General features: G+C 70.7%; 16 protein-coding genes. 7 read left to right on the top strand and 9 right to left on the bottom strand.

The window, feature by feature from the left end:
- From AB0M20_RS04410 to AB0M20_RS04380, 7 genes are all read right to left on the bottom strand, one after another.
- Window positions 1–896 (bottom strand): chaplin family protein (locus AB0M20_RS04410; protein WP_364293569.1); only part of this gene is annotated, 896 nt, incomplete at its 3' end.
- A gap of 267 nt (window positions 897–1,163) precedes the next feature.
- The gene (locus AB0M20_RS04405) at window positions 1,164–2,177 is read right to left on the bottom strand and encodes a hypothetical protein (RefSeq protein WP_364293566.1); all 1,014 of its coding nucleotides are present in this window, start codon (window positions 2,175–2,177) and stop codon (window positions 1,164–1,166) included.
- Window positions 2,178–2,306: 129 nt separating this feature from the next.
- Entirely contained in the window at window positions 2,307–3,194 is an 888-nt protein-coding gene (locus AB0M20_RS04400) for a hydroxymethylglutaryl-CoA lyase (RefSeq protein WP_364293563.1), read from the bottom strand.
- Window positions 3,191–4,528 carry a biotin carboxylase N-terminal domain-containing protein gene (locus AB0M20_RS04395; protein ID WP_364293572.1) on the bottom strand — a complete coding sequence of 446 codons (1,338 nt, stop codon included), beginning with the start codon at window positions 4,526–4,528 and terminating at the stop codon, window positions 3,191–3,193. Before AB0M20_RS04395 ends, AB0M20_RS04400 begins: the two co-directional genes overlap by 4 nt.
- 17 nt (window positions 4,529–4,545) lie before the next feature.
- Window positions 4,546–5,148, bottom strand: coding sequence for a TetR/AcrR family transcriptional regulator (locus AB0M20_RS04390; protein ID WP_364293560.1), 603 nt, complete (start codon window positions 5,146–5,148; stop codon window positions 4,546–4,548).
- Window positions 5,149–5,189: 41 nt separating this feature from the next.
- A complete protein-coding gene (locus tag AB0M20_RS04385; RefSeq protein WP_364293557.1) occupies window positions 5,190–6,080 on the bottom strand; it encodes a sulfurtransferase in 891 nt (296 codons plus the stop codon).
- Window positions 6,081–6,090: 10 nt separating this feature from the next.
- Entirely contained in the window at window positions 6,091–6,858 is a 768-nt protein-coding gene (locus AB0M20_RS04380; protein ID WP_364293554.1) for an SGNH/GDSL hydrolase family protein, read from the bottom strand.
- 73 nt (window positions 6,859–6,931) lie between these two features.
- Between AB0M20_RS04380 and AB0M20_RS04375 the strand changes: the two genes are divergently transcribed.
- Window positions 6,932–8,659, top strand: coding sequence for a proline--tRNA ligase (locus AB0M20_RS04375; RefSeq protein ID WP_364293551.1), 1,728 nt, complete (start codon window positions 6,932–6,934; stop codon window positions 8,657–8,659).
- Between the two features lie 29 nt (window positions 8,660–8,688).
- The gene (locus tag AB0M20_RS04370) at window positions 8,689–9,099 is read left to right on the top strand and encodes a CBS domain-containing protein (protein WP_364293547.1); all 411 of its coding nucleotides are present in this window, start codon (window positions 8,689–8,691) and stop codon (window positions 9,097–9,099) included.
- Here the strand turns inward: AB0M20_RS04370 and AB0M20_RS04365 are convergent.
- On the bottom strand, window positions 9,067–9,915 hold the full coding sequence (locus tag AB0M20_RS04365) for a LysR family transcriptional regulator (RefSeq protein WP_364293544.1): 849 nt from the start codon (window positions 9,913–9,915) through the stop codon (window positions 9,067–9,069). The two genes, AB0M20_RS04370 and AB0M20_RS04365, sit on opposite strands and share 33 nt — an antisense overlap.
- Before the next feature lie 69 nt (window positions 9,916–9,984).
- Between AB0M20_RS04365 and AB0M20_RS04360 the strand changes: the two genes are divergently transcribed.
- From AB0M20_RS04360 to AB0M20_RS04340, 5 genes are all read left to right on the top strand, one after another.
- Complete coding sequence (locus tag AB0M20_RS04360; RefSeq protein ID WP_364293541.1) at window positions 9,985–10,905, top strand: EamA family transporter; 921 nt, start codon at window positions 9,985–9,987, stop codon at window positions 10,903–10,905.
- A gap of 75 nt (window positions 10,906–10,980) precedes the next feature.
- Window positions 10,981–11,631 (top strand): glyoxalase superfamily protein, encoded by a 651-nt coding sequence (locus AB0M20_RS04355; protein ID WP_364293538.1) that lies wholly within the window; start codon window positions 10,981–10,983, stop codon window positions 11,629–11,631.
- 4 nt (window positions 11,632–11,635) lie between these two features.
- Window positions 11,636–12,778 carry a winged helix DNA-binding domain-containing protein gene (locus AB0M20_RS04350; RefSeq protein ID WP_364293535.1) on the top strand — a complete coding sequence of 381 codons (1,143 nt, stop codon included), beginning with the start codon at window positions 11,636–11,638 and terminating at the stop codon, window positions 12,776–12,778.
- 59 nt (window positions 12,779–12,837) lie between these two features.
- On the top strand, window positions 12,838–13,380 hold the full coding sequence (locus AB0M20_RS04345) for a helix-turn-helix domain-containing protein (RefSeq protein ID WP_364293532.1): 543 nt from the start codon (window positions 12,838–12,840) through the stop codon (window positions 13,378–13,380).
- Between the two features lie 108 nt (window positions 13,381–13,488).
- Entirely contained in the window at window positions 13,489–14,811 is a 1,323-nt protein-coding gene (locus AB0M20_RS04340) for a cyclopropane-fatty-acyl-phospholipid synthase family protein (RefSeq protein ID WP_364293529.1), read from the top strand.
- A gap of 16 nt (window positions 14,812–14,827) precedes the next feature.
- On the opposite strand, the gene AB0M20_RS04335 is transcribed toward AB0M20_RS04340, so the two are convergent.
- Complete coding sequence (locus AB0M20_RS04335; RefSeq protein ID WP_364293526.1) at window positions 14,828–15,694, bottom strand: sulfotransferase domain-containing protein; 867 nt, start codon at window positions 15,692–15,694, stop codon at window positions 14,828–14,830.
- Between the last annotated feature and the right edge of the window lie 1,241 nt (window positions 15,695–16,935).

The raw sequence follows: 16,935 nt of genomic DNA, 5'->3' as shown, positions 1-16,935 counted from the left end.
TTGGCCTCGCCCAGGATGCCCAGGGCGTTGCCGCACGCGTTGATCGGGATGTCGATCGGCGCGTAGGCCTGCAGGCCGTTGGCGATGCCGTTGTTGTCCGACGAGTTCTGCTGGACGTCGTTGTCCTTGCCCGACTCGTTGTGCGAGGCCGCGGCGGCGTTGCCCTCACCGGCGACGGCGATCGCGTTGCCGGACAGGTTGATCGGCATGTGCAGACCGGACAGCAGCTGGACGCCGTTGAGCGCACCGTTGTTGTCGGTGGTGTTCTGCTGTGCCTTCTCGGTCTTGCGGCCACGGGTGCTGCCGTTCCAGCAGACCGCCTGAGCGTTGGCCTCGCCGAGCAGCGCGATCGAGTTCCCGCAGAAGTTGATCGGGATGTCGACCGGGGCGTAGACCTGCAGGCCGTTCAGCAGGCCGTTGTTGTCCCAGCTGTTCTGGACGCCGTTGCCGCCACGGTCGCGGTCACGGTCACGGTGCTTGTGCTCGGTGACCTGGGTGCTCTCGGTGCGCTTGTTCACGCCGGCGCCGGCCGCGTTGGCCTCGCCCAGCACGCTGACGGCGTTGCCGACCGCGTTGACCGGGATCCACACCGGGGCGTAGGCCTGGAGGCCGTTCAGCGCACCGTTGTTGTCCTTCGAGTTCTGCGTGACGTTGCGGTGACCCTCGGTGTAGTTCACACCGGAGCCCGCGGCGTTCGCCTCGCCGGCCACGCCGATGGCGTTGCCCACGAGGTTGACCGGCACGCTCAGGCCGGAGACGACCTGGATGCCGTTGCCGATGCCGTTGTTGTCCCAGCTGTTCTGGTCGACGTCGGCCTGCGCGGCGGTCGAGGCGACCAGCAGGGCGCCGGCGGCCAGGACACCGACGCTCAGAGTCTTACGAACCCAAGTCTTCATGAGAAAGAAGTGCCTTTCGAAAATGTCAGCAGAATGGTGGTGCGCGTATTCAGTTGGGCGTTGCGGAACTTGTGCATTCGGGCGCAGCGGTGCCTGGCGTGAATTTCCGAGAACCTGACTCCGCTTGTCGACGTGCGCCCACAGCGGGTGGATACGTGACGATTTCGGCCGTGCTGATTCGCCGCTTGTACGCAAACGGTCGTGGAATCAAAGACGGTCGCCGCCCGAACCGGGCGGGTGATGCCGGCGCATGACCGGCAGCCGTCACTAGTCAGGTGAGACGGTCGGTGTCTCGGCGTCGAATCGCCGGACCTCGACGTCGGTCGCCGTGCGCAGCCGGTGGTAGGCCACCAGGCCGCTCGCGACCGCAGCCGGAAGGAAGGCCGCTGAGCCACCTTCCGTCGGAGCTCCCGACGCGCTTGTCGAGATGCCGCTGAGTGCCCCGAGGTGCACCTGCAGAGGCGCAGGCCCGTCACCGCCGGGTGTGGTGTTTCCGAGCGTGTCCGGCCGTGCCGCCGTGGCGGCCACCGGGTGCCCTTCGGTGACGATCGAGTGCCGCTTGCCCGCGGGTGCCGTCTTGGCGTGCACGTGCCGGTGGCCGGCCGGACCGGCCGCCTTGGGGTGCGGTGCCGTGACGAGATCCGCTGTCCGTGTCGCCGCCACCGCTCGGACCACCGGCGTCGCAGCCGATGCCGGGCGCTGCGTGCGGTCCGGCGTTGCTGCCTGCGGCAGCGTGCCGGCGACCCCGCGCAGAGTCCGGGTGAGCGGTGCCGCCACCGGAGCGAGGCGGCGGGAGTCCTCCGGTCCGCCGGTGAGGCGGAGTGGCCCGGTCAGCTCCCGGACGACGCCGTCAACCGCACCGAGTGCGGTGTGGGCGCCGGTCTTACCGTTGCCGGTCAGGATTGCGACCGGCCGGGCGAGAACGCCCTCGTCTTCGTTCCGCTGGTGCTGCTGGTTCTGAGGGCGGACGACGTCCAGCGGCTGGGCGGCCGCCTTGAGGATGTTGCCGACCACCGGTGTGGCGTCGCCGCGCACGACGGAGGAGAGCAGAGACGAGCCACCGGCCGTCTCCTCGTGATCCGCGGCCTGTGCGGCGGCACCGGTGAGCAGCCACGCGGCACCGGCCAGTCCGCCGACGACCAGGGCACGCAAGGCCCACCGGCGTCGACGTTCCACACGCTTCTCCGCCCCCTGGCTGTGGGGCGGCATGAGCGCGGAGACGCCGGCGGCCGGGACGGACGCGAGTGCCGCGCGCTTGTGCTCGCCCACCCACCCCGTCATGGTCCAACCCCTCGTCGTCCGAACTGAGCCCGATGACCTTTATCGGCCACTCGACATGGGTAACGAAAGGACAGGACGAGGGTCACGCGGACAAATGGGAAAAATGATCGGACGAATGGTGCGGGCGAATCAGACCAATCTGGTACGCGGTCCGGCCCGAAGAACACCGGACGGCAGAGTCTTGCCCAGGAGTTTCTCGGCGAGTTCCGCCACCTCGATCAGCGCGTCCAGGTCGATTCCGGTGTCGAGGCCCATGTCGTGCAGCATGTGCACGACCTCCTCGGTGGCCACGTTGCCGGAGGCGCCCGGGGCGTAAGGGCAGCCGCCGATCCCGCCGACGCTGGCGTCGAACTCCGACACCCCGAGCTCGAGGGCGGTGAGGATGTTCGCCAGCCCCGTGCCTCGCGTGTTGTGGAAGTGCAGCAGCTCCGGGCGTACCTCGGACAGCAGGTCCTTGACCCGGCGCGGGGTCGCCATGCCGGTGGTGTCGCCGAAGGCGATGCGGTCGGCGCCGTCGGACCGGACCCGCTCCACGATGCCCGCCACCCGCGACGGCGCGATGTCACCCTCGAACGGGCAGCCGAAGCTGGTCGCCACGATCACCTCGAGGGTCGCGCCCGCGTCGTGGACGAGCGGGATCAGGCCCGTGATGTCGTCCAGGGACTCCGCGGTGGACCGGTTGAGGTTGCGGCGGTTGTGCGTGTCGCTGGCCGAGACCACGACCTCGATCTCGCGGAAGCCGGCCGCGATCGCGCGCTGCGCACCGCGGGTGTTCGGGATCAGCGCCGAATAGCGGATCTCCGGACGCTTCTCGGCCCGCGCCCAGACCTCGTCCGCGTCGGCCATCTGCGGGATCGCCTTGGGGTGCACGAAGGACACCGCCTCGATCCGGCGCACGCCCGTGCCGGAGAGCGCGTCGATCAGCCGGACCTTGGCCTCGGTGGGAATCGGGTCCTCGTTCTGCAGGCCGTCCCGCGGCGCGACCTCTCTGATCGAGACGGTGGTCAAGTGGCTCACCTCATTCGAGCGACGATGCCCGTGTCATAGTCGCCGCTGATGAACTCCGGGTTCTCCAGCAGCTCGGCGAAGAACGGCAGGTTGTTCTTGGGCCCGGCGATCTCGAAGCCGGCCACGGCCGTCCGCGCCCGTGCGATGGCGTCGGCGCGGTCGTGGCCGTACACGATGATCTTGGCCATCAGTGAGTCGTAGAACGGTGTCTTGGTCAGGCCGGTGGCGTAAGCGGCGTCGACCCGGATGCCGTCGCCGCTCGGCTCGACCCACGTCGTGATCTTGCCCGGACCGGGCAGGAACCGCTTCGGATCCTCGGCGTTGACCCGCAGCTCGATCGCGTGGCCGGCGTTGATCAGCGTCTCGGGGTCGAAGGTCGGCGGGAGGCCGGAGGCGATCCGCAACTGCTCCTCGACCAGGTCGATGCCGTGGATCAGCTCGGTGATCGGGTGCTCGACCTGCAGCCGGGTGTTCATCTCGAGGAAGAAGAACTCGCCGGTGGCCGGGTCGAGCAGGCACTCGACGGTGCCGGCGTTGCGGTAGCCGACCGCCTCGCCGGCCTTGACCGCGGCGGCCAGGAAGCGGGCGCGCAGCTCCGGCGTCACGGCCGGGGACGGCGCCTCCTCCAGCAGCTTCTGGTTGCGGCGCTGCACCGAGCACTCCCGCTCACTCAGCGCGATCACCCGGCCGTCGGCCAGCCCGAGGATCTGCACCTCGACGTGGCGTACCCGGGGGAAGTAGCGCTCGAGGAGCACCGAGCCGTCACCGAAGGTCCGCTCGGCGAAGGCGTGCACCTTGTCGAATTCCTTGCGCAGCGCCGCCTCGTCGGTCGCGACGGCCATGCCCATGCCGCCGCCACCCGCGGCGGCCTTGACCATCAGCGGGTAGCCGATGTCACGCGCGGCCTCGACCGCCGCGTCCACCGATGCCGTCGGCTCCTGCGTGCCGGGCGCGACCGGCACGCCGGCCGCGGCCATCAGGTTGCGCGCATTGATCTTGTCGCCCATCGCGGCGATCGCGTCAGCGCTCGGACCGACCCACACCAGGCCGTTGGCCTCGACGGCGCGAGCGAAGCCGGCGTGCTCGCTCAGGAATCCGTAGCCGGGGTGAACCGCCTGCGCGCCGGTGCTCTTCGCGGCCGCCAGAATCGCCTCGGCGTTCCGGTAACTCTGCGCCGGCGCGGCCGGCCCCACACAGACCGACTCGTCGGCCTCCAGGACGAACGGCATGTCCGCGTCCGCCTCCGAGTAGACGGCGATCGCCCGGATGCCGAGGCGCCGGGCGGTGCGGATGACGCGGCGGGCGATCTCGCCCCGGTTGGCAACGAGCAGCGAGTCGATCATTTTCACCGGCCCAATCGTCACTGGCGCTTGAGTGCGGATGCGGCGGCGGCGCGTAGCAGCGCGGCGGCACGCTCGTGCTCGACCTCGTCGCCCAGGAACGGCGTCGAGTTCATCAGGCCGAACGCGGCGTGGGCGAGCACCCGCGCCTCATCAGCATTCAACTCCGGCCGCAAGGTCGCCAGCACGCTGACCCACTCCTCGACGTAGAGGCGCTGGAGGCGGCGGATCTGCCGGCGCGGCTCCTCCGGCAGACGGGCGAGCTCGTGCAGATGCAGGGCGATGACGGCCGGGTTCTTCAGCGCGAACGCCACGTGGAAGTCGATCAGGTCGGTGAGCGCCGCGTCGGCGTCGCCGGGGTGCCGGGCGACCCGCTCCCGGCCCCCGGCCAGCAGCCCGTCGCTGACCGGGATCAGCGCGGCGACCAGCATCGCCTCCTTGCCGGCGAAGTGGTGATAGAGCGCCGGACCGGTGACGCCGGCCGCCGAGCCGATGTCGTCCATCGACACGCCGTGATATCCGCGCTGGGCGAAGAGCCCCACAGCGATGTCCAGGATCTCGTCGCGGCGCGACCGCCGGCGAGGCGCGGGCGGACCGGTCCGATGCTGCTGATCTACCGTCACGGGTAAACGATATCCGGCTGTCAAGCCACCCTACTTAACGGTCACTTAGGCTCGGAGCCCTTGACGATCGGCGCCCGGACCAGGTTGCCCCACTCGGTCCACGAGCCGTCGTAGTTGCGCACCCGCTCGAACCCGAGGAGGTGGGTCAGCACGAACCAGGTGTGGCTGGACCGCTCCCCGATCCGGCAGTACGCGATCACATCGTCGGACGGGTCCAGCCCCAGCTCATCGCGGTAGATCTTGCTCAGCTCGTCGGCCGGCTTGAACGTGCCGTCGTCGTTGGCCGCGGACTTCCACGGCTTGCTGAGCGCGCCCGGGATGTGCCCGCCGCGCAGCGCACCCTCCTGCGGGTACGCCGCCATGTGCGTGAGCTCGCCCGAATACTCCTGCGGCGAGCGCACGTCGACCAGCGGCCGGCCGCCCTCCACGTGCCCGGCGACCTGCTCGCGGAACGCGCGGATCCGGTCGTCGTCACGGGTGGGCACCGGGTAGTCGGCACGCTCGCGGGCGGGCACCTCGCGGGTCAGCTCGCGGCCCTCGTCCACCCACTTCTGCCGGCCGCCGTCGAGGATCCGCACGTCGGCGTGGCCGAAGAGGCTGAACACCCACAGCGCGTAGGTGGCCCACCAGTTGTTGTTGTCGCCGTAGAAGACGATCGTGTCGTCGCGCCCGATGCCCTTGGCCGCGGCCAGCTCGGCGAACGCCTCCGGGTCGAGGTAGTCGCGGGTGATCTGATCGTTCAGCTCGAGGTGCCAGTCGACCTTGACGGCGCCGGGGATGTGCCCGGTGTCGTACAGCAGCACGTCCTCGTCCGACTCGACGACCACCAGGCCGGGAGTGCCGAGGTGCTCGGCCAGCCACCCGGTGGTGACGAGTCGTTCGGGATGCGCGTAGGCGCTGAGCTGGGGTGCGGGATCGTTCTCCACAGACATGTCGGTCAACCTATTCCGTTATCGGCGACAGCGACGGCCGCTTGGCGGTGATGCCGTCGCCGGATGAGACACCGGTGAGCCGGCGCTTGATCCAGGGTGCGAGGTGCTGCCCGGCCCAGCGGAGGTCGGCGCGGCGGGCGAGCAGCCAGGGTGTCGGGGCAGGCGCCGGCGGCACCAGCATCCACTCCTCGTCGACGCCCACGCCCAGCGAGGTCAGCACGTGCGCGGCAACCCGGCGGTGTCCGGCCGGCGACATGTGCAGCCGGTCGGTGCTCCACATCAGCGGATTGCGGAAGGCGTCGTCGCTGTGCAGGTCGATCACGTGGGCGCCGTGCTTGGCGCCGATCCGGGTGATGCCCTCGTTGAGCTGCGCCGCGCGCGGACCGACGAGCCGCTGGCCCGGTAGCTGCGAGATGTCGGCGAACCGGAAGATCACCACGTCGGCGCCGGCCGCGCGGAACCGCTCGACCACGCCGTCCACCTTGGCGATCAGGCCGGCCGGATCGACCTTGCGCCGCAGGACGTCGTTGCCGCCCGCGGCGAAGCTGACCAGGCCAGGGCGCATGGCGAGGGCGGGCTCGACCTGCTCGGCGATCACCTGATCGAGCAGACGACCGCGGATCGCCAGGTTCGCGTACCCGAATCCCGGCCCCGCATCCAGGGCCAGCCGCGCCGCGACCAGGTCGGCCCAGCCGCGGAAGGTCCGGCCGTCGGGATACGGGTCGTCCATCCCCTCGGTGAAGCTGTCACCCAGGGCCACGTAGCTGCGCCAGGTCATCAACACAGCTAATCACCCGAGCCGGGCGAAAACACCGTGACGAGTACGACACCCCGCCCACTACCCTGCTTTCATGCTGTTGCGAATGTCGACCCTGCTGCTCAAGACCCTGCGCGAGGAGCCGGCCGAGGCGGAGGTGCCGAGTCACCGGCTGCTCCTGCGCGCCGGTTACATCCGCCGCGCCGCGCCGGGCGGCTACACCTGGCTGCCGCTGGGCAAGCTGGTGCTCGACAACGTGGCCCGGGTGGTGCGGGAGGAGATGTTCGCGGCCGGCGCCCAGGAGGTGTCGTTCCCGGCGTTGCTGCCGCGGGACCCGTACGAGACGAGCGGCCGCTGGACGGACTACGGCGACGACATCTTCACGCTGCGGGACCGGCGCGACGCCGAGTATCTGCTGGCCCCGACGCACGAGGAGATGTTCGCGCTGCTGGTGCAGGACATGACCAGCTCGTACCGCGACTTCCCGCTGATGCTCTTCCAGGTGCAGACCAAATACCGCGACGAGGCCCGCCCGCGCGCCGGGCTGCTGCGCACGCGCGAGTTCCTGATGAAGGACGCCTACTCCTTCGACCTGAGCGACGAGGGGCTGGTCGCCGCCTACGGGGTAATGCGGGAGGCGTACCGGAAGGTCTTCGAACGTCTGGAGCTGGAGCACACGATCGTGGCCGCCATGGCCGGCGCGATGGGCGGGTCGGCCTCGGAGGAGTTCCTCGCGATGGCCGAGGTCGGCGAGGACACGTTCGTGGGCTGCACGAAATGCGACTACGCGGCGAACACCGAGGCGGTCACCACGCCGGCGCCGCCCTCGCCGGACGGCGAGCACGGCCCGCTGACCGTGCACGACACCCCGGACACCCCGACGATCGCGGCGCTCGTCGACTTCGCCAACGAACGCGCGCTCGAGGGCCGGACCGACTGGACGGCGGCCGACACGCTCAAGAACGTCGTGGTCACCGTGCACCACCCGGGCAAACCGGCCGAGCTGCTGGTGATCGGCGTGCCCGGCGACCGCGAGGTGGACCTCAAGAGGCTGGACGCGGCCTTGTCCCCGGCCACCGCGACCCTCTTCGACGACTTCGCCTCGCGGCCGGACCTGGTCAAGGGCTACATCGGCCCGCAGGACCGCGAGATCCGGTACCTGGCCGACCCCCGCGTGGTGCCCGGCACGGCCTGGCTGACCGGCGCCAACCAGCCGGGCCGGCACGCCACCTCGGTCGTGGCCGGCCGCGACTTCACCGTCGACGGCACCATCGAGGCGGCCGAGGTGCGCGCGGGCGACACCTGCCCGGCCTGCGGCGAGGGTGAGCTGACCATGCGCCGCGGCATCGAGATCGGGCACATCTTCCAGCTCGGCCGGCGCTACACCGAAGCGTTCGACGTCGCCGTGCTCGGCCCGGACGGCAAGCCGGTGCGGCCGACGATGGGCTCCTACGGCATCGGGGTGTCGCGTGCGGTCGCGGCGATCGCCGAGCAGCACCACGACGAGCGCGGGCTGGTGTGGCCGGCCGAGGTCGCGCCGGTCGACGTGCACCTGGTCGCGGCCGGCAAGGACGGGCAGGTCGAGGCCGCGCTGGCCCTGGCGCGGGACCTCGTCGCGGCGGGTCTGCGGGTGCTGGTCGACGATCGGGCCGGGGTCTCGGCCGGCGTGAAGTTCACCGACGCCGAGCTGCTCGGCATCCCGCGCGCCGTCGTGGTCGGGCGCCGTTTGTCGGAGGGGTACGCCGAACTGCGCGACCGCCGATCGGGCGAGCGCGCCGAAGTGCCCATCTCGGACATCGTGGCGGCGGTCACGCGCGTGTAACGCCCGGTTGTAGCGGGTAGTTGTCGAGCATGGCGAGGACATCTGTCGCGGATGTGATGACCCGCAGCGTGGTCTACCTGCCGGGTGAGACCACGCTGGACGAGGCGGCGCAGGTGATGCGTGACCAGTCGATCGGCGACGTCGTGATAACTCACGGGCCGACGATGGCCGGGCTGGTCACCGACCGCGACATCGTGGTGCGTGCGATCGCCCAAGGGCTGCCTCCGCAGACCACCACACTCGAGTCGATCGCCACCCGCGAGATGATCATGGTGGAGCAGTCGGCCACTGTGGAGGAGGCGGTCCGGGCGATGCACGAGCGGGGCGTGCGGCGGCTGCTGGTCTGCGACGCCGACCGCAACGTGGTCGGCATCATCTCGCTCAGCGACCTGGCCGCGGTCCCGAGCTCACTGGTAAACGCTTCGGATCATCACCAGTAGCTCGTCGAGACGGTCGGGCGGGTCATCCCGCCACCATGCGAGGTGCACGGGAATCGGGGCCACGCCGCGGAGCATGCGATAGGCGACGCCGGGCCGCGGGTTCTGATGGGCGGTCGCCTCCGGAGTGACACCGACCGCCTGGTTCGCGGCGATCTGGGTCAGCCACTCGTCGATCGTGTTGGTCCAGCGGATCGTCGCCGGGCGGGAGTCCGCCGGCCACAGGTCCGGCGTCGTGGTGCCGGTGCGGGCGTCGATGGCGATCGCGTACCTGGTCAGGTCGGCCAGCCGGATCGTGCGCTTGCGGGCCAGCGTGTGGTCGGTCGCCACGGCCGCGTAGCGGTTCTCCCGGCCCACCTCGGCAGTCGCGAACCGCGGGTCGTCCAGCGGGCGGCGGACGACCGCGACGTCGGCCCGGCCGTCGCTCAGCCCGGCGGACGGCTCGTTGACGTGCACCAAGACCAGGGGTACGCCCGGATGCTCGGCGGCCCAGCGCTTCTGCACGCCGCGGGTGTGGCGGCCCAGCGCGGCCCACGCGTACCCGAGACGCAACTCCGCCCGAGGCTCCACCATCCGGCTGAGGTGGCCGACCTCCTCCAGCACCCTCCTCGCCTGGGCCGACACCCGTTCGCCGACCGCCGTGAGGGCGACGTGACGGGTGGTCCGCTGCAGCAGCCGAGCACCGAGCGCCGACTCCAGCGCGGCGATCGACCGGGAGACACTCGCCTGGGAGACGCCGAGGGCCACGGCGGCGTCGGTGAACGTGCCCGCGTCCACCACCGCCACCAGCGTGCGCAGCTGCGGCAGGGAGACATCCATACGCCCAGCGTATAAAAGCCGCGTCCCATGCATTTCCGTTCCGTGTCCGCGGGGCCGACGCTCGATGGCATGAGGACCGGCGGTGGCATCGCGACGATGGTCAGCAGCGCGGCCAGCAATCAGGTCGGAGCGGCGATGGGAGCGCACGCCTTCGACGCGATCGGGCCGGCCGGCGTGGTCGCCGTGCGGCAGTGGGTGGCCGCCGCGGTGCTGCTGCCGATCGTGCGGCCCAAGGTGCGCCGGATGACCTGGTCGCAATGGTGGCCGGTGCTGCTGCTCGGTGTCGTGTTCGCGGTGATGAACCTCAGCCTCTACACCGCGGTGTCCCGGATCGGGCTCGGCCTGGCGGTGACCCTGGAGGTGCTCGGGCCGCTGGCGGTGGCGCTGCTCGGTTCGCGTACCCGGCTGGATCTGATCTGTGCTCTTCTCGCCGGGCTGGGCGTCTACGTGCTGGTGCTGCCCGGCCCGTCGAGCGACTACCTCGGGATCGGGCTGGGGCTGCTGGCCGCGACGTGCTGGGCGTCCTACATCCACCTCAACCGGCTGCTCGGCCGGCGGATCGACGGGCTGGCGGCGCCCGCGCTCGGCACCACGGTGTCGGCCCTACTCAACCTGCCGGTGCTGTTCCTCGTCGACTTCTCGAGCGCGACGGTGCTGTGGGCGGTGGGCGCGGGCGTCTTCGCGACGGTGATCCCCTACACGGCCGACCTGGTCGCGCTGCGCCACGTGCCGAAGCGGTTCTTCGGGATGTTCATGAGCGTGCACCCGGTGATGGCCGCCCTGGCCGGCCTCGTGCTGCTCGGTCAGAGCCTGGCGGCGCACGAGTGGCTGGGCATGGCGATCGTGATCACGGTCAACGCCACCGCGGTCGTCCTCAACGCCCTTGACACGTCCCGGGCCGGGAGACAAACTCCGGGCAGGGCTGATGCGGCCCGCCGCTTGCACCCTTCCGGGCTAGGTGAACGCATCGCACTCCCTGATTCGCGCTGATCCACCCTTCGATCTCGGCGAACCAGTCGGCAACGCAAGCACCGGCCACGACGTTCGCCGTGGAGGGACTCAGCCATGCGGACTTTCCGCGATGCCAAGATCATGGCCAAGACGCTGCGATCCGAGCTGGCCGCCCGCAAACAGACCGATCTGTCGCACAGCGAGGCGCTGGAGATCGTGACCCGGCAGTTCGGCTTCGACGACTGGAACGTGCTCGCCGCACGCATCGAGTCGGAGTCGCAGAGCCGGATCGTGCCGGCGTACCTGGTCTCCGGCCCGGACATCTCCGACCCGAAACGGGCCACCACCAGCACCATTCCGATCCTGCGGATCTTTTCGGAGCAGCGGGCTCTCGAGTTCTACGTCGAGTTCCTGGGCTTCACGCTCGACTGGGGTGGGCCGGCCGGTGGTCCGGGCACGCCGTTCTACGGGCAGGTCATCCGGGGTGAGACGACGTTCCAGCTCGCCGAGCAGCCGTACGATCCGGGCAACGGCGCGACGGTGGCGATCAACGTCGACGGCATCGACGCGCTGCACGCCGAGCTCTCGCAGCGCTACTCGGCGATGGGCAGCCGGGTGTGGGGGCCCGCGGTCTGGGTGCCGGCGGTGCAGGAGATGCCGTGGGGCCTGCGGGTGATGACGATCTCCGACCCGTTCGGCAACCATCTCCGCTTCTGCGAGCCGGTCGATCCGGCGGCCCGCAAGGGCCTGCCCCGCTGGGCGTAGCTTCATGCGGACGTTGACCTGGGCTCAGGTGTCGGCGCGGCGGCTCTCGCGGTCCTTCCTGGCCGCGCCGCGCTCCGACGGTGACCTGGCCCGGGTCGCGGCCGCGATGGTGGGTGCGCACGCGCAGGTGATGTCGGCGGCCGAGCTTTCGCTGTGCTTGCGCACCCAGGATCAAACCCGGGTCGGGGTACGCGACGCGCTGTGGAATGCCCGCACGCTGGTGAAGACACGCGGTCCCCGGGGAACGGTGCATCTCCTCCGGGCCGACGACCAACCGACGTGGACCGCGGCGCTGTCCGCGATCCCGTCCGCCCCGGGCCCGTGGCCGGAGGGCGTCCGCTTCACTGCCGCCGAAACAGAAGCCGTCCTGGCGGCGATCGCGGATGCCGCAGCTGCAGCCCCAGCCGGGCTCACCGTCGACGAGTTGACCGACGCGATCGTCGAGCGGGTCGGGGCCTGGGCCGGCGAGCGGACCATGGACGCCTTCCAGGACCGGTGGCCGCGCTGGCGGCAGGTCGAGGCGCTCGCGATGCGGCGGGGAGTGCTCTGCTTCGGTCCGGACCGCGGGCGCCGGGCGACCTACGCGACGCCGCCGCCGTCCACGGCTGTGGACAGTGCGACCGGGCTCGCCTGGCTCGTCCATGGCTACCTGCACGCCTACGGGCCGGCGACCCCCGCTCAGTTCGCCCGCTGGCTCGGGTCGCCGCCGGACTGGACCGCGCGGCTGCTCGCCCGGCTGCCCCAGCTGGAGACGGTGGGCTTCGACGGGCAGGAAGCGCTGGTCAACGCCGGAGACGTCGGCGACGACACCTTCGACGGGCGGGGGTTGTGGCTGCTGCCATACTTCGACGCGTACCCCATCGCTTGTCATCCCCGGACCACACTCTTCCCGGGCCGGGCCGCCGAGCGTGCGCTCAACCGCGGTCAGGCAGGAAACTTTCCGGTGGTGTTGATCGATGGACAGGTGGCCGGTGTCTGGCACCAGAAGCGGTCCGGGCGTCGCGTCACGGTGACCGTCGAGACCCTGCGCCGACCGACGAAAGCGCAGGTCAGCGCCATTGAAGGGCAGGCCGCACGGATCGGTGCGATACTCGAGGGCACGGGCTCCGCGACCCTCGGCGAGGTGACCGTCAGCGCACACGCTTGAAAGAGTCATCAGCCGTTCGGTTGTTGCAAAGCGGGTCCGATGAGGACACCATTCTCCTCGTGACGACGCTCACACGCGAGTTGCTGACGACCGGACAGGCCGCGATCCTGCTGCGCTCATCCCGGGCGCACGTGGTGGACCTCTGCTTACGCGGCCTGTTGCCGTACGTCCGGGTCGACGGTCTCCGACGGATCCGGCGCACCGACGTCGAGGCGCTCATCGAGCCGGGCCTGAGCCGCGACGCGATGGAGTCGCTCTGGCTGCACCGAGCCGTCGCGGGCAAGATCGTGCAAAATCCACCGGCGCTGCTCGCGGCGGCCGCCATCAACCTCCGGCGGCTGCGGCGCATCCATCCCGACGGCCCCGCATGGGAGTGGCTCGACCGCTGGGACGCGGTGCTCGACGAGGGCGTCGAGGCCGTGCTCGAGGCGCTGACGTCGTCGTCCGAGATCGCCGTGCGGCTGCGGCGGACGTCACCGTTCGCCGGCATCCTCAGCGAGGTGGAGCGCAGGTCGATCCTGCTGGCGTATGCGGAGAGCCGGCGCGGGCACGCCCGCCGGATGCCGGTCGACCAGGTCGAGCGGATCCTCCGCAGCGTCTGAGTCGCTGATCACACATGTACATCAGGACCCTATGCATCGCCCCGGGCCGGGTGGATAGTCGGCAGATCAACTCCATTGCGACCCCTGCACCCCCGGGGAGGTTCCGCGATGCCGAAAGACACCGCCACCAAGCTGTCCGAACTCCTGCAATCCATGCTGCGGTCTCCGCTGCCCATCCGGCTGAGGGCATGGGACGGCTCGACCGCCGGCCCACCGCCGGCCTCCGACTCACCGCCGGCCGGTAGCGGCACAGCCTCTGGTGAGCTGATCGTCCGGAACCGGCGGGCGCTGCGCCGCCTCCTCTGGCAGCCGAACGAGCTCGGCCTCGCCCGCGCCTACGTCTCCGGTGACCTCGACGTTTCCGGTGACCTCTACGAGATGCTCGATCGTCTGGCCGACCTGCTCTTCTCGCCGCCCGCCGAACCCCCTCCGCACGGCCTCGCCCGGCTGGCCGCCCTGCGTGGCGTCGCGGCCGACCTGATCCGCCTCGGCGCCGTCGGGCCACAGCCGAAGCCACCGCCCGAGGAGATCGTCCTGTCCGGCGCCCGGCACAGCCGGCGCCGTGATCGCTCGGCGATCAGCCATCACTACGACGTGGGCAACGACTTCTACCGCATCGTGCTGGGCGAGACCATGGTGTACTCCTGCGCGTACTGGACCAGTGACGACCCGGGCTACGGCCTGTCCGACGCCCAGCGCGACAAGCTCGACCTGATCTGCCGCAAGCTCGATCTGCGGCCCGGCATGCGCCTGCTCGACGTCGGCTGCGGCTGGGGCGCCCTGGCGATGCACGCCGCGCGGCGCCATGGCGCACGCGTCGTGGGCATCACGCTCTCGGCCGAGCAGGCCGACCACGCCCGCAAGCAGGTCGCCGAGGCGGGCTTGACCGAGCAGATAGACATCCGCGTGCAGGACTATCGCGACCTGGACGACGAGCCGTTCGACGCGATCGCCAGCGTCGGCATGGCCGAGCACGTCGGCACGGCGCCGTATGCGGACTACGCCGCGATCCTCTTCGCTCGGCTGAAGCCCGGCGGCCGCCTCCTGAACCATCAGATCGCGGCGATCCACCCGGAGCCGAAGCATCACCGTTCGTTCATCGACGCCTACGTCTTCCCGGACGGCGAGCTGGTCCCGCTCGGCACGACGGTGTCACTGCTGGAGGAAGCCGGCTTCGAGGTGCGCGACGTGCAGACGTTGCGGGAGCACTATGCGCGGACGCTGCGCGAGTGGGTGGCCAACCTGGAGAAGCAGGGGCAGGAGGCGGTCCGCTTGACGAGCCGCGGCCGGGCCAGGGTGTGGCGCCTGTACATGGCCGCGTCGGCGCTGTCCTTCGAACAGGGCCGGATAGGCGTGAACCAGATCCTGGCGGTGCGGACCCACCCCGACGGCGCCAGCGACATCCCACCCACCAGACCGGCCTGGACCTGACCCGGCGATCGGTTCGTCACCGGTGCAGCCAGGCCAGCAGATCCGGGGGCGCCAGCTCGGACGTCCGATCCAGGTAGTGCGCGAACTCCTCGTCGGTCAGCAGCTCCCGGCCCGAGCCGGAGGCGCCGCGGCGGAAGAAGGCGTTCGGATCCTTGAGGACGCCCGCCGGGTCGGGAGCAAGGTCGGCGGCGCGGTCCCGCATCCGGGCGAACCCGGCCGCGTCCACCAGTGACGGCCAGACCTCTTCGGGCACCTCGAACCGCAGGCGCTCCGCGATGCGGCGCATCTCCGCGTCAAGGTCGGCGGACAGGTCCGCATAGTGCACCAGCAGCACGTTGTCCGACGACGCCGCGCGTTGCCAGGCGTCGGAGAGGTGCCACATGACGCCGGGCAGCGAGTCCATCGCCTCGGCCGGGGACACGTCACGGTCGATCCACCGCAGCAGCGCCTCTTTGATCGGCGCCGGCTGATAGGTCGAGACGGGACCGCCGGTCAGCTCGGCGATGCGGGCGCGGTCGAGGTTGCGACTCTGGTGAAACATCGAGACGGCCATGTCCAGCGGATGCCGCGCCACCACGACATAGTGGGCCCGCGCATCGATCGGGATCCCGTCGAGCGGCGTATGCGTCTTGATGAAGCGGCGATGCTGCTGGTCGGCGAGCGCGGCCCAGACTTCGTCGCGGGGCGTGACCAGCCAGTCGAGCCAGGGCGAGAGCGTCGAGAGCTTGGCGGGCAGCTCGGCGGTGCGGAAGACGAGCAGGGCGCAGATCATCTGCATCCAGGTGGTGCCACTCTTGGAGCGCGTGCTGATCACGACATCCCCGTCACGGAACGGAAAGCCGTCCCACCGCCCGCTGTCCTCATCCTCCGACCGATAGCGCACCGCAGAACCTTAAGACCCCACCTTTGGGTACGCGAACCAACGGCTCGACGATGCGGCCGGTCACGTCGACTTGTCCACGGTCGACAGCCATGCCGGCTCACCCGTCGGCCAAGCCCACTGCCGCCGGTCACCCCGACAGCATGGCCGCACTTGGCATCCACGCCGGCGCAGCCGCGGGCCAGACTCGCTGCGGCCCGTTCCGCCGATTGCATGGTTGCTCTTGGCATCCATGCCCGCGCAGCCGTCGGCCGAGCTCACTGCCGCCCGTCACCCCGACAGCGTGGTTGCGCTCGGCACCCACGCCGGCGCAACCGTCGGTCAAGCCCACTGCGGCCCACCCCGCCGATTGCATGGCTGCTCTCGGCAGCCATGCCGGCGCAGCCGTGGGCTAGGCTCACTGCGGCTCGCCCCGCCGACTGCTTGGTTGCGCCCGGCATCCACGCCGCCCAGCCGTCGGCCAAGCCCACTGCCGCCGGTCACCCCAGCTGCACGGCCGCGCCCGCTATCCACGCCGGCGCAGCCGTGGGCCAGGCTCACTGCGGCGTGCCCCGCCGACGGGATGGCTGCGCTCGGCAGCCACGCCGCCCAGCCGTCAGCCAAGCTCACTGCGGCCCATTCCCCAACTGGATGGCTGCGCACGGCAGCCACGCCGGCCCAGCCGCCGGCCACGTCCACTGCGGCCCGTCACCCCGACACCGTGGTTGCGCTTGGCAGCCACGCCGGCCCAACCGTCGGCCACGTCCAATGCGGCCCGTCACCCCGACAGCGTGGTTGCGCTCGGCACCCACGCCGGCCCAACCGTCGGCCAAGCCCACTGCCGCCTGCCCCTTCGACTGCATGGTTGCGCTCGGCATCCACGCTGGCGCACCTGCGGGTCAAGCTCGCTGCGGCCCGTCCCGCCGACTTGCCAGAAAGTGGTAGCGCAGCAACGAAGTGGTAGCGCAGCCGCCCATCTGCCCGGTCGATAGGCCTCTCCGCTACCACTGTGGTCGATTTGTCCAGCGCGGATCGTAGTAGTGGTAGCGCAGCAGCCGATCGACGCCTCGGATGGGCTGCTCCGCTACCACTCTCGGTGGATGAGCTTCAGACGGCGGATCTCCTGGTGCGCCGGAGGGATGAGCCCGAACGCCTGGCCGGCTTGACCGCCGACCTTAACCGGACGACCACCGCAACCCGGCCCCACCAAGCCCAACCCACCACCCCCCCCCCCAGGCCCCCCCCCCCCAACCCACCACAAAAGA

It is taken from the genome of Actinoplanes sp. NPDC051633, from assembly GCF_040681735.1.
In the GTDB taxonomy this organism is placed as follows: domain Bacteria; phylum Actinomycetota; class Actinomycetes; order Mycobacteriales; family Micromonosporaceae; genus Actinoplanes.
This window is presented reverse-complemented; position numbering and strand designations above follow the sequence as displayed.

What these genes read in the sequence shown, in the direction of transcription:
- AB0M20_RS04355 (WP_364293538.1), top strand. Translation starts at nt 10,981, where the DNA reads ATGCGGACTTTCCGCGATGCCAAGATCATGGCCAAGACGCTGCGATCC.
- AB0M20_RS04360 (WP_364293541.1), top strand. Translation starts at nt 9,985, where the DNA reads ATGAGGACCGGCGGTGGCATCGCGACGATGGTCAGCAGCGCGGCCAGC.
- AB0M20_RS04340 (WP_364293529.1), top strand. Translation starts at nt 13,489, where the DNA reads ATGCCGAAAGACACCGCCACCAAGCTGTCCGAACTCCTGCAATCCATG.
- AB0M20_RS04385 (WP_364293557.1), bottom strand. Translation starts at nt 6,080, where the DNA reads ATGTCTGTGGAGAACGATCCCGCACCCCAGCTCAGCGCCTACGCGCAT.
- AB0M20_RS04405 (WP_364293566.1), bottom strand. Translation starts at nt 2,177, where the DNA reads ATGACGGGGTGGGTGGGCGAGCACAAGCGCGCGGCACTCGCGTCCGTC.
- AB0M20_RS04350 (WP_364293535.1), top strand. Translation starts at nt 11,636, where the DNA reads ATGCGGACGTTGACCTGGGCTCAGGTGTCGGCGCGGCGGCTCTCGCGG.
- AB0M20_RS04395 (WP_364293572.1), bottom strand. Translation starts at nt 4,528, where the DNA reads ATGATCGACTCGCTGCTCGTTGCCAACCGGGGCGAGATCGCCCGCCGC.
- AB0M20_RS04380 (WP_364293554.1), bottom strand. Translation starts at nt 6,858, where the DNA reads ATGACCTGGCGCAGCTACGTGGCCCTGGGTGACAGCTTCACCGAGGGG.
- AB0M20_RS04370 (WP_364293547.1), top strand. Translation starts at nt 8,689, where the DNA reads ATGGCGAGGACATCTGTCGCGGATGTGATGACCCGCAGCGTGGTCTAC.
- AB0M20_RS04375 (WP_364293551.1), top strand. Translation starts at nt 6,932, where the DNA reads ATGCTGTTGCGAATGTCGACCCTGCTGCTCAAGACCCTGCGCGAGGAG.
- AB0M20_RS04365 (WP_364293544.1), bottom strand. Translation starts at nt 9,915, where the DNA reads ATGGATGTCTCCCTGCCGCAGCTGCGCACGCTGGTGGCGGTGGTGGAC.